Raw genomic sequence first — 13,699 nt, 5'->3', positions numbered from 1 at the left:
GACAGAGGCGATGGTAAACAACATTCTGGTGATTGACGACGACCCGGCGGTACGTGGTGCCTTCAAGCTTATCCTGGAAGAAGAAGGCTACCATGTGCGCGAAGCCGAGAACGGTCTGCAAGGTATCGCCATGGTGGAAGCTGATCGTCCCGACTTGATATTTCTGGACTTACGCATGCCCGGCATAGATGGTGTGGAGACCTTACGCCGCCTAAAGGCGTTGGACACCAGCCTGAATGTTTATATTGTCACGGCCTTTGCCGCCGAATTCATGGATCAGCTGAAAGACGCCCATGAAGAAGGCTTGCAATTCGAGCTGGCCAGCAAACCCTTGTCGGCGTCGCAAATCCGCAATATCGCCCAAGTGGTACACATCGCCAAAGTTCATGAAGAACGCAGAGCCAACCACCATAAGCTGGTTTTGACCTTGTACGTGGTGTCGCTGAATCCGGAAACCCGCAGGCTGGTCGAGCAAATCAGCGCGGTGCTGGCCGGCATTTACGAGCCGGGCCATTGGGTATTCGATGTGGTGGAAGTATTGGGCATGCCGGAAAAAGCCCTGGAAAAAGAAATCTTTGCCACGCCGATGCTGGTGCGCGATCTACCGGAACCAGTGCTAAAACTGCTAGGCGATCTTTCCCGAATGTCGTCGGTGATGGCGGCCATCACTACTCAAAATGTTGGTACAGGTGTGCAGACAGTGATCGTTTGATGCCCGGTCGTAACTCCTAAATGCCACAAACACTCAAACAACTCAATCTGATCCTTGACACCATTACCGACGGCGTCATGGTGGTCGACCCGCAAGGCGTCGTTCTTTATGCCAATCAAGCAGCAGAACAATTACTGGAACGCGGCAGCCTGATCGGTCATTCATTGGCAATTCCGATTTCGGCCGACAAAATTCAATTTCAAGACATCAATCTGATTCGTCCCAGCGGCATAGCCTGGGCGGAACTGCGTTCCACGCCGCTGGAATGGGAAGGCGCGCCGGCCTATGTCATCGGACTGCGTGACATCACGGCTCGTAAGCAAGCGGAAATCGCTTTGCAGGAAAGCGAACTACTCTTCCATACGCTGTCCAAAATTGCCCCGGTCGGCATTTTTCGCACCAACGAAAAAGGCGAATGCGACTACGTCAATCACCGCTGGTGCGAAATCACCGGCTTGCACTTTATTGATTCGCACGGTGACGGCTGGATAGCCGGGCTGCTCGCCGACGACCGCGAATCCGTGATTGCCGAATGGCAGCGTTGCATATCCGCCTTGCAACCCTTCAATATGCAATACCGTTTTCAATTGGCGGACGGCAGTGTGCGTTGGGTGGTGGGACGCGCCGAGCCGGAACTGGATGAAACCGGCGGATTGCGCGGTTACGTCGGCACCATCACCGACATTTCCGACATCAAAGCCAACGAGGAGCGCTTGGGACAAGCCGCCGCCGTGTTCGAAAGCACGCGCGAAGGCGTGATGATCACCGATGCCCGGCGCCGCATTACGATGGTCAACAAGGCGTTTACCGATATTACCGGCTACGCCAATCAGGATGTGATCGGCAATAGTCCCGGCATCATGAGTTCCGGCCGCCATAACGCCGATTTTTACCGGGAAATGTGGGCCAATATTGCCACGACGGATCATTGGCAAGGCGAAATTTGGAATCGCCGTAAATGCGGAGAAGTGTATCCGGAACTATTAAGCATCAGCACCGTGCGCGACGGGAATGGCGAGATTAGCCACTATGTGGGCGTATTTGCCGACATATCCAAATTAAAGGCTTCGGAAATGGAACTGGAATTCCTGGCCCATCACGACCCGCTGACGAAACTGCCTAATCGCATGCTGTTCCTGTCGCGCCTGCAACATAATATCGAGAAAGCCCGCCGCCAAGCCAATAAGATGGCGGTGTTGATGCTGGATCTGGACCGTTTCAAGGACGTCAACGATAGCTTCGGCCATTTGGCCGGCGACGATTTACTGCAAATGGTCGCCGAGCGCCTGACTACCCGGCTGCGTACCAGCGATACCATTTGCCGCCTCGGCGGCGACGAGTTCGTGGTGTTGCTGGAAGAAGTCAACCAACCCGAAACCGTCGCTCACGTAGCCACGCAAATCATCAATGCCTTGAACCAAACCTGGCAGCTACCCAGCGGTCATGAGGTACGCATCGGCGTCAGCGTCGGCATCGCGATGTTTCCCGAACACGGCGCTTCGCCGGACGAGTTGATCCAACAAGCCGATACGGCCTTGTATCAAGCCAAAAACGAGGGCCGTAATCGTTTCAAATATTTCTCGGAAGATTTGACGCGCGCCGCGCGCGAACGTATCGATATAGAAATCCGCCTGCGGCAAGCTATCGAGCAAGGCGAATTAAGGGTATTTTTCCAACCGCAAATTTGCATCGAGACTGGCGCGATTATCGGAGCCGAAGCCCTGGTCCGCTGGCAGACTGCCAGCGGCGAACTGATACCGCCGCTGCGCTTCATACCGATTGCCGAGGAAACCGGTCTGATCACCAGTATCGGCAATTGGGTATTGAGAGAAACCTGCCGCACTGGCCAACGCTGGCGAAAAGCCGGTTTTCCGCCCTTGCGTCTGGCAGTTAACCTGTCGCCGCAACAGTTTTTGCATAGCGACATTAGCGACCTCGTCGCCAAGGTCTTGGCAGAAACCGGTTTTCCAGCCGAGTGCCTGGAACTCGAACTCACTGAAAGCGCCTTGATGAAGCGGGAAAAAGAAGCCATCGAAATTTTGCATAAACTGCACGGGTTAGGTGTGCATCTGGCTATCGATGATTTTGGCACCGGCTATTCATCGCTGGCTTATTTGAAACTCTTTCCGCTGGATGTCTTAAAAATCGATAAAAGCTTTATTGAAGACATCCCCCAACACACCGACGATATGGAAATCACCGCTACGATCATCGCCATGGCAAAGACGCTACGTATGCGAGTGGTTGCGGAAGGCGTGGAAACCGCCGAGCAACTGGCTTTTCTGAAAAGCCGGCAGTGTGATCTTTACCAAGGTTATTTGGTCAGCAAGCCGCTACCGATAGCGGAATTCGAAAAATTTCTCACCGACCACTTTCCTAACAACAATCATATGCCGGCAATCGGCTGACAGTTACGGCTTGAAACACGCCTCGGTCGCCCTGAAATGTGCAATCAATCCACTGTTTTAGCCAAACGCCGGAAAAAAGTTATAATGCCGGTTTTTAACCTCACCAAAAGGATCAAAAGATGGCTGACAATCTGATTGCACCTTCCATACTCTCCGCAGACTTCGCACGCTTGGGCGAAGAAGTTGTTAATGTCTTAAATGCGGGCGCAGACATTGTGCATTTCGATGTGATGGACAACCATTTTGTGCCCAATCTGACTATCGGTCCGCTGGTTTGCGAAGCGCTGCGTAAGCATGGCGTTACCGCACCTATTGACGTACATTTGATGGTGGAACCAGTAGACCGCATCATTCCCGATTTCGCTAAAGCCGGTGCTAGCTACATTACCTTCCACCCAGAAGCCTCCAGACATATTGATCGCTCACTGCAAATGATCAGAGACCTGGGTTGCAAATCCGGTCTGGTATTCAACCCAGGCACCCCGCTGCATTATCTGGAACACGTGCTGGACAAAGTCGATATGATTTTGCTGATGTCGGTTAACCCCGGATTCGGTGGCCAATCTTTCATTCCATCCGCGTTGGATAAATTGCGCCAAGCCAGAAAAATTATCGACGACAGCGGTTTTGATATCCGCCTGGAAATCGACGGCGGCGTAAACGTCGGCAATATTCGGGAAATTAAAGAAGCCGGCGCGGACACTTTCGTTGCGGGCTCGGCAATTTTCGGCAAGCCGGATTACAAAAAAGTCATCGACGACATGCGCGCGGAATTAGCCGCCGCCAAATAAGTCTGAATTAAAGACAGCCGCTGCGGGATCTCCCGGAGCGGCCCCTTCCCCAAAGCATTCGCTGCAAATTCCTTAAAACGGAATTCTCGCCCCCAACTCGATAGTGTGATCCGTAATATACGCCTGCCCCAAGCGGTATTCGTAGCGTAAAAAGCCCGCCCGACCTTCCGGCAAACTCAACGCCAAGGATGTGCCGATATTGAAATAATCGCGATCCGGTGTATCGGTTTTGACGCTGAATGTACCGGCGCCGACAGCCGCCTGACTAAAGCGCGCCTGGATCAAACGGCTTTCGTCCAGATATTGATGCACCCATTCGAAGCGCACGCCGGGTGACAACACACCCCAAGACGTGCTGATCGCGTTACTGGCTTGGCCGCCGATAGTCGATGTCGCCGAATCGATAGATTGGCCGGCAAACTCCATTGCCAAACCGCCGCCACCGCTTTCCTGATAGCTATCCACTTCGGTTTTGCTGTAATCCAGCCTTACATAGGGATTAATCACAAAACTTTGCAGCGCAAAATCTTTACCAAACCCCAAACTAAAGCCGTATTGGTCGCCATTGGCGGCACTGGTGGCCGTATTGTCGAATCCGGTATATTGGATGCGCCGGTTGATATCAAACGAATGCAACGCGTAACTCATGATCCAGTCGATATAAAATGACTGCGGCAGGAAATAACTGCCGTAAGACGAAAACTCGAAAGCATCCGCCGACATGCTACCGCTGTTTAAATTGTAATTGGTGTCGGTAGAGCCGTAGCCGAAAGCCGCACCCAACACCAATTCATCCGTGAGGCTGTAATCCAAACCAAAAGTAACGGCTTTTCTGTCGGCTTTGAATCCTCGTTCGCTAGTGGTGTTGGCCTTCTCGCCGACATTGAATTGACCTTTTAAAAAGAAACCCAAGGGGCTATCGCGAAACGGTTGGTCGTTTGGATCGTCGCCTGCCGCACCGCCACGCGCCGGGCCCAAAGCTGTCATCAAAGCCTTGCCCACCGGTATCGTTTCACCGTTGATATTGATGGTGGAATACCCCAGCAAGGAGGAACTTTGCTGCTGGGAATTACGCAGATTAACGATGCGACCATGCACCACGGAAAATTGCTTGTAACCGAAATCTACAGCCGCCGCACCTTGCGCGGCAACCGCATCAGGAATAATCGCATTCAGGTCTGCGTTGTTTATTTCATTGCAGCGGTTCAATAAATCGCCGCTCGCTCCAGAGCAAGCACTGGTTAAACCTTCGTAAATTGATTGCTGGTTGGGGGTAAAGCCGGGATCGGGACTTAAATTAGGAGTTGGAGTTGTTGGTGTTGTCGGCGTCGTCGGGGGCGTAGGCGTTATCGGCGCCGTATCGTTATCAGCAATACTGAGCACAGCAGTACTGCTGGTGTTGGGCGGGCCCGAACAATCTTCGATTGCGTTTTGAATAGCCAAATTCACGGTTTCAGTGCTTTCTACAACTGTGTCGTCCACAATATTGATAAACACTGTTGCGCTATCGGTATGCGGTCCGCCGGTAAATGGCACGTTGAAAGAAAAGGTGCCGCCGGATATGTTGTAGTCGCTACCTGAAGTCGCACTGCCGCCAGTGGAAACCACTTCGCCACTGATAGTGCAACCGCCATACGCCGCCGTATTCATGTTGACAGTGACAGGCACGCTGCCGCCCGCTTCAGTCGCGCTATAAGAACTGGTGGAGAAGGACAAAGTCGACGCTTGCAGCGTAAACGGAGTCATCGATAAAGCAGCGGCAGCCGCCAATAACACCTGTTTAGAGCTATGAACAGGTGGACGAATAGTGCCGCGCAGCCGGCGGCATAAACGCACAGGCGGCATTTCGCTTAAACTAAGTAATTTTTCGGGATGTTGTATTGGTAAGCTCATGAGAAATTCAGTGAGTTAATACTGCGTAAATTAAAATGAAATCCAATTTCGGTAATTAGGTTTGCGCGCAATGGTTAATGACGATATAGCGTAATTTCGCTTGATTAGCAAATGCCGGAGGATGATTTAGGCCGGTAAAAATAATTCCGGTAGCAAATACTTTATATATTACCCACTCAATCACCTCAAAATCCGTAACCATGAGTAGAGTACTTTATTGCTGGGAATTGGGTGCCGGCTACGGTCATACCGCCGCATTCCTTCCGGTAGCCCGACAACTTAAATCACTCGGACACGAAGTAATATTCGTGCTGAAAGATTTGGAATACGCCGAAACTTTGTTAGCTGAAGATCACTTTTGTTATCTACAGGCACCGATACGCTGGCCCGACGGTCGAGTGCAACCACCCGCCTCCAGTTACCCGGGAGTTTTACAGAATGTCGGATTTACCGATGAAACCGGCCTGTTTACCCGAGCAAAAGCTTGGCAATTCTTATATCGGCATCTAGCCCCCAACCTGATCATATTCGACCATGCGCCGACTGCATTGCTCGCGGCGCGCGAATTAAACATCCCAAGAGCTGGGTTCGGCACTGGCTTTTTCTCGCCGCCGCGCCTCAGTCCCATGCCCAATATCCGCCCCTGGTTGCGAGTTGGCGATAAGGTCTTAAGCACTATCGAAAGCCAGGTGTTAAGCACGACAAACTCGGTTTTAGCGCGTCTGAATACACCACCATTAAGGATTTTGGCGGACTTATTCAAGTTTGCGGAAGACTTTATCTGCACGTTTCCAGAGCTGGACCATTATCGGCAATACCGCAGCGCAAACTATTGGGGACCAACCCTTTTGCAAACCGCCGGTATTGAGCCGATCTGGCCGAGCGTCGGAACTGAAAAAATATTCGCCTATTTGCGCCCCGAATATCCCGGCCTGGAGATATTGCTAAAACAATTGCGCGCGTCGCCTTGGTCGATATTGGTGCATATCCCCGGCACAACGCCCGCGTTTATAGAGAAAAACAGCAGCGCCAATCTACACATCACTCCGCAGCCGGTAATAATCTCGGCGGCTGCCAAACAATGCGATTTAGCTATTTGCCATGGCGGTGTGGCGACATTGTCGGCATTTTTACTGTCTGGCAAACCCTTGCTGGCATTGCCATTTCAGCTCGAACAACTGATCAGCGCTCAAAACCTCGCAGCTCTCGGCGCGGGCAATTACATCACCGCAGAAAGCAAAAACCCCAACTACAAGGCAACGCTGACTGAGCTATTGCGTAATTCGAAACACACACAGGCCGCCCAACAGTTTGCAGAAAAATACGCCAGCTTTTCTTCCTCACAACAAGCTATCGATATTGCCAAACGCTGTGAGACTTTGATGAAAAACACTCACATCAGCGGCAATAACTGATCGAGAATCTTGCCGTTTGTGGCAAAGACCTGCTTTGGAAATATACCGGGATTGCCTTTAAAGTCGGTGATGGTTGCGCCAGCTTCTTTGGCGATCAACACTCCCGCCGCGATGTCGTAAAGATTCAACTCCTGCTCCCAAAAAGCATCGACCTGACCGTCCGCAACCGTACATAAATCCAGCGCAGCCGAACCCAGACGGCGTTGACCGGTAGTGGCCTGAGCGATGCGATTGAAACGCGGTAGGTTGTTATCTTCCAGATATTGGCGCAGGCAGGCAAATCCGGTGGACACCATGCTGCTGGCCAAACTGGTTTCGTCCGACACCCGAATAGGTTTGCCGTTTTTCCAGGCACCCTTGCCTTTTTCCGCGCAGTAATAATCATCCAAGGCCGGACCGTAAACCGCGCCCATCATCAATTCGCCGTCAATTTCCAAGGCTACGCTTATACCCCAAAAATATTGGCCTTTCGAGAATGAATGAGTGCCGTCAATCGGATCGACGATCCAGCGACTGGTTTGATTGGCGGTTTGGCCGCTTTCCTCGCCCCAAAAACCGTATTCCGGGCAGTGCTCGCTGAGCGCTTGTTTCAAGTAATTTTCCACCGCGACATCGGCATCGGTGACCAAATCGCGCGCGCTTTTTTTATTGATCGCCAGAGAATCTAAATCGTTGAAATATCGCATCGCTACTTCGCCGGCCGCGCGTACGATGGTTTCTAAAGCTTCGAGAGTGATGGGCATGATTTTCCTAATTTTGTAGGGATGCGGGCAGTGTGGCTATCCGCCCTGCCCGCTATGAGAAGCCTATAGTTTAAGCGCTAATTTTTACAGATTGTGGTAGCCGGTTTCCTCGTGCAGCACGATGTCCAAACCTTGCTGTTCCTCGTCTTCACTGACGCGTAGGCCGATGAACGCATCGATGAGTTTCAACAAAACATAGCTGAACAAAGCACTCCAGGCCGCCGTCACCAAAACCGCCAGCGCTTGCACGCCAACTTGCTCGGCGATGGTCACGCCGTTTAAACCCAAGCCACCGAAACTTTCAGCCGCGAACACGCCGGTTAAAATCGAGCCGACGCAACCGCCGACGCCGTGCACCGGAAACACGTCCAAGGAATCGTCGATTTTTAACCGGCGTTTGACGAATTGCGTGGCATAAAAACACACCGCGCCGGCGACAACGCCGATGATTAAACCACCAATCGGCCCGACAAAACCGGAAGCCGGCGTGATGGTGCCCAAGCCGGCGACCATCCCGGTGACGATACCCAGCACACTCGGTTTACTAAAACGTAGCCATTCGATCATCATCCAGGTCAAAGCACCGGCAGCGGCGGCAATATGCGTCACGGCAATCGCCATCCCGGCACTGCCGTCGGCTTTTAACGCGCTACCGCCGTTAAAACCGAACCAGCCGAACCAGAGCATACCGGCGCCCGTGACCACCATGGTCATATTGTGCGGCGGCATCGCCACGGTGGGAAAGCCTTTGCGACGCCCCAACACTAATGCCGCCACCAGGGAAGCAACCCCGGCGTTGACGTGGATCACGATCCCGCCGGCAAAATCCTTGGCCCCCAAAGCCGCCAGCCAACCGTTGCCCCAGATCCAGTGGCAAATCGGCATGTACACCACGATTAACCACAGCCCGCTAAACCAAAGCATCGCCGAAAACTTCATCCGCTCGGCAAAAGCGCCAACGATCAACGCCGGAGTAATAATCGCGAAAGTCATTTGAAACATGAAAAACACGGTTTCCGGAATATCGCCGATCAAGTTTTGCGTGTTCATTTCCGGCAAAAAAAGCTTGCTGCCGCCACCCAAAAACTGCTGCCAGTTGCCGCCATCGGTAAACACAAAGCTGTAAACGCCGGCCAGCCACAATATCGATACCAGACAGGTAATCGCAAAACATTGCATAAGCACCGACAGCACATTCTTGCTTCTGACCAAACCGCCGTAAAACAGCGATAGGCCGGGAATGGTCATGAATAAAACCAGTGCGGTGGAGGTTAAAACCCAAGCGGTATTGGCTTGGTTAATGCCTTCAGCCCAAGCCTGCTCGGGCAACATCAAGCTGTATGCCATCAGCATCAGCGTTCTTTTTATTGTTGTCATTGTCTTTCACTAGATGATGGTGTGTTGTTATTTTTAAGCAGTCTATAAACAACAAAATCGCCCTGGTCTGCGAATAATGCGCAGACCAGGGCGATTTTTGATGTTTCGCTGTTTTTTATATTTGTCTTGAAGACTTAAATAGCATCTTCTCCGGTCTCGCCGGTTCTAATACGAATGATCTGTTCCAGGTTGGTCACAAAAATTTTACCGTCGCCAATTTTGCCGGTGTTGGCGGCCTTGACGATAGTTTCCACGGCTTGGTCGACAACGTGTTCGGCCACTGCGATTTCCAGCTTGACCTTAGGCAGAAAATCCACCACGTACTCGGCGCCGCGATACAACTCTGTGTGGCCCTTTTGCCTGCCAAAACCTTTAACTTCGGTTGCCGTCACACCGGCCACGCCGATCTCGGACAAGGCTTCCCTGACGTCGTCCAGCTTGAATGGTTTGATAATCGCTGTAATTAATTTCATGCTATCCCCAAATTCGAATGATTAAAAAGCTGTTTCGTCACTGTTGCCACCATAATAAATAATTCCGGTAGAACCTACAATTTACCCGAGCAAAAGCACCAAAGTAGTGCTTCATGATAACAAAAACGGGCAGCCATCGCCGACCACCCGTTTCTTTTCGCGTTAACCGCAGCTTTCAACCCTAAACATGATAAGCGGTTTCGCCGTGTTCGGTGACATCCAGACCTTCACGCTCAGTCGCTTCGCTAACCCGCAGACCCAGAGCCACGTCGGCAATTTTGAAGGCAATGAAGGACACCACGCCGGACCAAACGATGGCGATACCTACACCCCAAGCTTGGCTGGCAAGCTGGGTAAGCACGCTGTAGTCAGGCAAGGTCGCGTTGGTGACGTAATCCCATACTCCGGTACCGCCCAAGGCAGGGCTGGCAACCACAGCAGTACCCAAGGCGCCGATGATACCGCCTACCCCGTGCACACCAAACGCATCCAGCGAATCGTCATAGTTCATCGCGTGTTTCAAAAAGGTTACTGACCAGAAGCATACTGCGCCGACCACCAAGCCTAAACCGATAGCGCCCATCGGGCCTGACCAGCCGCAAGCTGGAGTTATCGCGACTAAACCGGCAACCGCGCCTGACGTGGCGCCCAACATGCTGGGTTTACCACGCACAGCCCATTCTGCGCCCATCCAGGCCAAGGTTGCCGCCGCTGCCGCCAACAATGTGTTGAGGAAAACCAATGCCGCCAGACCGTTGGCTTCCAGGTTGGAGCCTGCATTAAAACCGAACCAACCTATCCACAACAAGGACGCGCCTATCATGTTCATCGTCACGCTGTGCGGCGCGATAAACTCTTTACCATAACCAATGCGCTTACCTATCATTAAGCAACCGACCAAACCAGCGATACCGGCATTGATATGTACCACGGTGCCGCCGGCAAAATCCAACGCGCCTTTTTGGAATAAAAAGCCCGCCGTCGCACCGGCTGTTTCCGCTGCGGCAGCATCGGTATACGCATCAGGGCCTGCCCAGTACCAAACCATATGCGCCATCGGTAAGTAGCAGAAGCTAAACCAGATCACGGTAAACAACAGCACCGCTGAAAATTTAACCCGCTCGGCAAATGCGCCGATAATCAAAGCCGGCGTGATAGCCGAGAATGTCAGCTGGAACGCTACATAAATGAACTCCGGTACATAAGCCCCCTTGCTGAAAGTGGCCGCCATCGAATCCGGGGTAATACCCTTCAAAAATGCCTTGCTGAAACCGCCGAAGAAGGCGTTACCCTCGGTAAACGCGACGCTGTAGCCGAACGTCGCCCACATAATCGCCGTCAACGAAAAGATAACAAAGACCTGCATCAAGATAGACAGCATGTTTTTGGCTCGCACCATACCGCCGTAGAACAAGGCCAAGCCAGGTATTACCATTAACGCAACCAGTACGGTGGCAACTATCATCCAGGCGGTATCGCCTTTGTTAACGGTGGCTTGTACGGCCGGTGCCGCCACTTCTTCCGCAAACGCCATGCCCGAGAGTCCAAACAGCGCGAACAGCGCCATGCCTGTTAAATATTTCATTGTTGGTTTCCCCATCTTGATATTAAAGAGCTTCTTCGCCGGATTCGCCGGTTCTGATCCGAACCACCTGCTCCAGATCGGTTACAAAAATTTTGCCATCGCCGATCTTCCCGGTATTGGCTACTTTCACAATCGCTTCGACGGCTTGCTCAAGCAAAGCATCCGCAACCGCTACCTCGATTTTTGCTTTGGGTAAAAAATCCACCACATATTCGGCACCACGATACAGTTCCGTATGGCCCTTTTGCCGACCAAAGCCTTTTACTTCAGTAACCGTCACGCCAGATACACCGATATCCGACAACGCCTCACGCACGTCGTCTAGCTTAAACGGCTTAACCACCGCTGTTATCAGTTTCATAGTTCAACACCTCTTTGCTTGAGTTAATAAATTCCCGAAACAAGCAAAGCATGATGCATGCCACTATTTATTCCCATGATTTTTAAAGATTTATTAAACACATCAATTAAAAGGACAACAGAATCGCACCAAAGCAGTGCAACGCTTTTTGGATTGCACCATTGCAACTCAATACCACCCTACAGGCCTTGATCTGCCAGTTTCAGCGGTTTGCTTTAAGAATAAATGGGGCGTTGTCGCAACATAGCAACACCGCATTACTTTGGTGCAACAAAAAGAATTTGCACCATTGCGAATCATGAACTAGTCTACATATGCCGCCTATCTTATTGATTTTTAATAAATCGAATATGGCCTAAAAACTGCTGTACAATCTTCAGTAGTCACTGAACCAAGGGGATAACCACCATGAGAAACAACACAACGTTAACAAAATCACACAGCCGCGCTTGCTTAGCCGGGTTAATGGTGATTTGCAGTGCCTCCGCTATGGCGGACAGCTGGACAGAAGCATCCGGACTGCTGGGTGCAGCAGGCATTGATCCGAACGAAGCCAAGTTCATGAAGGATCACAATCTTAAAATTGGTGGCTGGCTGGAAGGAAGTGTCGGCGCGAATCTCAACGCCACACATGACGCTTACAATGGCCCAGTAACCTTTAACGATAGAACAGCTGAAGTACAAATGAACCAGCTGTACTTTTACTTGCAAAAAGCAATTACGGTTGGTGGTGATGCATTCGACATTGGCGGCCGCGCCGACTTTATGTACGGTACCGACGCTATTTTTACTCAAGCTTACGGCAATCCTTCATTTGACCCTACGACAACCTTAGCAACAGGCGGCCGCGGCGATTGGGACCTCTATCTTTCGGACGACCGCTTTTACAACCTGGCTTTACCGCAAGTCTATGCCGAACTTAACTTGCCGGTCGGCAATGGTATTGATGTCAAATTAGGCCACTTTTACACGCCTATCGGCTACGAAGTAGTTACTTCACCGGACAACTTTTTTGTCACAAAACCCTACACCATGCAGTATGGCGAACCGTTTACCCATACAGGTATGCTGGCTAGCTACACAGTTAACCCAAACTGGGCAATCTCCGCTGGCGCCGTCACGGGTAGCGGCACAGGTGGCTGGGATGGCAACTTTAATAAAAATGTTGGCAATTGGTCATTCTTGGGCGGTGTAACCTGGACTAGCGATGACGCTGGAACCTCGCTGGCACTGACCTCAACCGCCGGCGAACAGTCAGAAGTCAATAGTTCGAAATGGGCGATGTACAGCTTGGTTGGTAAACACAACTTCACCGACAAATTGCATTACATTATTCAACATGACCACGGCTATGCAGACAACGTAGCAACCGGCAATGCTTCCGCAGCCGCCACTTTGGCAGCAGGAACAGCCACGGTTGGAACACAAAATGCTGAATGGTACGGCATCAACCAATACTTGATTTACGATGTAACAGACAAACTTTCAGCCGGCCTACGCGCTGAATGGTTCAGGGACAACAACGGTTTCCGCGTGAACGGTCCAGGCCGTTGCGTTGCTGGCGCACAACCCGACGGTAGCAACTCGGCATGTGGTGCTGCCTGGGGCGGCTACTATGGTGACAACGCCGCTTTCTTGTCACAAGGTAGCGGCTACTATGCTCTTACAGCAGGTTTGACATACAAACCTGCCAAATGGATTAACCTGCGGCCTAATGTTCGTTGGGATCATAGTGATCAAACCAAGGCATTCGCCGGCGGCAACAGTCATGACCAAGTACTGTTCACTGCAGACGCTGTAATCACTTTCTAATCTTGAAGTTATAGCCACGAAAATTGATATAAACACACCTCCGACGCTTTGTTGGAGGCTTGGTTTGTTATAGCTCTTTACTACGTTTGATGATATTGTTAAAACGTTTAGCTTCTCAACCAAAACAAC

The 13,699-nt window shown here is 51.5% G+C and carries 11 protein-coding genes; 5 read left to right on the top strand and 6 right to left on the bottom strand.

The window, feature by feature from the left end:
* Window positions 1-10 precede the first annotated feature (10 nt).
* The 3 genes from G006_RS0122590 to rpe all read left to right on the top strand — a co-directional run bounded on the left by G006_RS0122590 (window position 11) and on the right by rpe (window position 3,911).
* Window positions 11-712 carry a response regulator gene (locus tag G006_RS0122590; RefSeq protein ID WP_020485501.1) on the top strand — a complete coding sequence of 234 codons (702 nt, stop codon included), beginning with the start codon at window positions 11-13 and terminating at the stop codon, window positions 710-712.
* A 20-nt stretch (window positions 713-732) separates the two neighbouring features.
* Window positions 733-3,120 (top strand): sensor domain-containing protein, encoded by a 2,388-nt coding sequence (locus G006_RS0122585; protein ID WP_020485500.1) that lies wholly within the window; start codon window positions 733-735, stop codon window positions 3,118-3,120.
* A 119-nt stretch (window positions 3,121-3,239) separates the two neighbouring features.
* On the top strand, window positions 3,240-3,911 hold the full coding sequence (rpe, locus tag G006_RS0122580) for a ribulose-phosphate 3-epimerase (RefSeq protein ID WP_020485499.1): 672 nt from the start codon (window positions 3,240-3,242) through the stop codon (window positions 3,909-3,911).
* A 72-nt stretch (window positions 3,912-3,983) separates the two neighbouring features.
* Here rpe and G006_RS0122575 read toward each other — a convergent pair whose 3' ends face one another.
* A complete protein-coding gene (locus tag G006_RS0122575; protein WP_020485498.1) occupies window positions 3,984-5,804 on the bottom strand; it encodes an autotransporter domain-containing protein in 1,821 nt (606 codons plus the stop codon).
* Window positions 5,805-6,004: 200 nt separating this feature from the next.
* On the opposite strand from G006_RS0122575, the gene G006_RS0122565 reads away from it, so the two are divergent.
* Window positions 6,005-7,219, top strand: a complete 1,215-nt coding sequence (locus G006_RS0122565) for a glycosyltransferase (RefSeq protein WP_020485496.1) — start codon at window positions 6,005-6,007, stop codon at window positions 7,217-7,219.
* On the opposite strand, the gene G006_RS0122560 is transcribed toward G006_RS0122565, so the two are convergent.
* The 5 genes from G006_RS0122560 to G006_RS0122540 form a co-directional block, all read right to left on the bottom strand.
* The gene (locus G006_RS0122560; RefSeq protein ID WP_020485495.1) at window positions 7,198-7,962 is read right to left on the bottom strand and encodes an inositol monophosphatase family protein; all 765 of its coding nucleotides are present in this window, start codon (window positions 7,960-7,962) and stop codon (window positions 7,198-7,200) included. The genes G006_RS0122565 and G006_RS0122560 overlap by 22 nt on opposite strands.
* An 84-nt stretch (window positions 7,963-8,046) precedes the next feature.
* Window positions 8,047-9,339, bottom strand: coding sequence for an ammonium transporter (locus G006_RS0122555; protein WP_026147239.1), 1,293 nt, complete (start codon window positions 9,337-9,339; stop codon window positions 8,047-8,049).
* Between the two features lie 134 nt (window positions 9,340-9,473).
* The gene (locus tag G006_RS0122550) at window positions 9,474-9,812 is read right to left on the bottom strand and encodes a P-II family nitrogen regulator (protein ID WP_020485493.1); all 339 of its coding nucleotides are present in this window, start codon (window positions 9,810-9,812) and stop codon (window positions 9,474-9,476) included.
* 181 nt (window positions 9,813-9,993) lie between these two features.
* Window positions 9,994-11,397 (bottom strand): ammonium transporter, encoded by a 1,404-nt coding sequence (locus tag G006_RS0122545; protein ID WP_020485492.1) that lies wholly within the window; start codon window positions 11,395-11,397, stop codon window positions 9,994-9,996.
* Window positions 11,398-11,419: 22 nt separating this feature from the next.
* Window positions 11,420-11,758 (bottom strand): P-II family nitrogen regulator, encoded by a 339-nt coding sequence (locus G006_RS0122540; protein WP_020485491.1) that lies wholly within the window; start codon window positions 11,756-11,758, stop codon window positions 11,420-11,422.
* Between the two features lie 408 nt (window positions 11,759-12,166).
* On the opposite strand from G006_RS0122540, the gene G006_RS0122535 reads away from it, so the two are divergent.
* A complete protein-coding gene (locus G006_RS0122535) occupies window positions 12,167-13,570 on the top strand; it encodes a porin (protein WP_026147238.1) in 1,404 nt (467 codons plus the stop codon).
* The last annotated feature ends 129 nt before the right edge of the window (window positions 13,571-13,699 follow it).

Source organism: Methylomonas sp. MK1 (genome assembly GCF_000365425.1).
GTDB lineage: Bacteria > Pseudomonadota > Gammaproteobacteria > Methylococcales > Methylomonadaceae > Methylomonas.
This window is presented reverse-complemented; position numbering and strand designations above follow the sequence as displayed.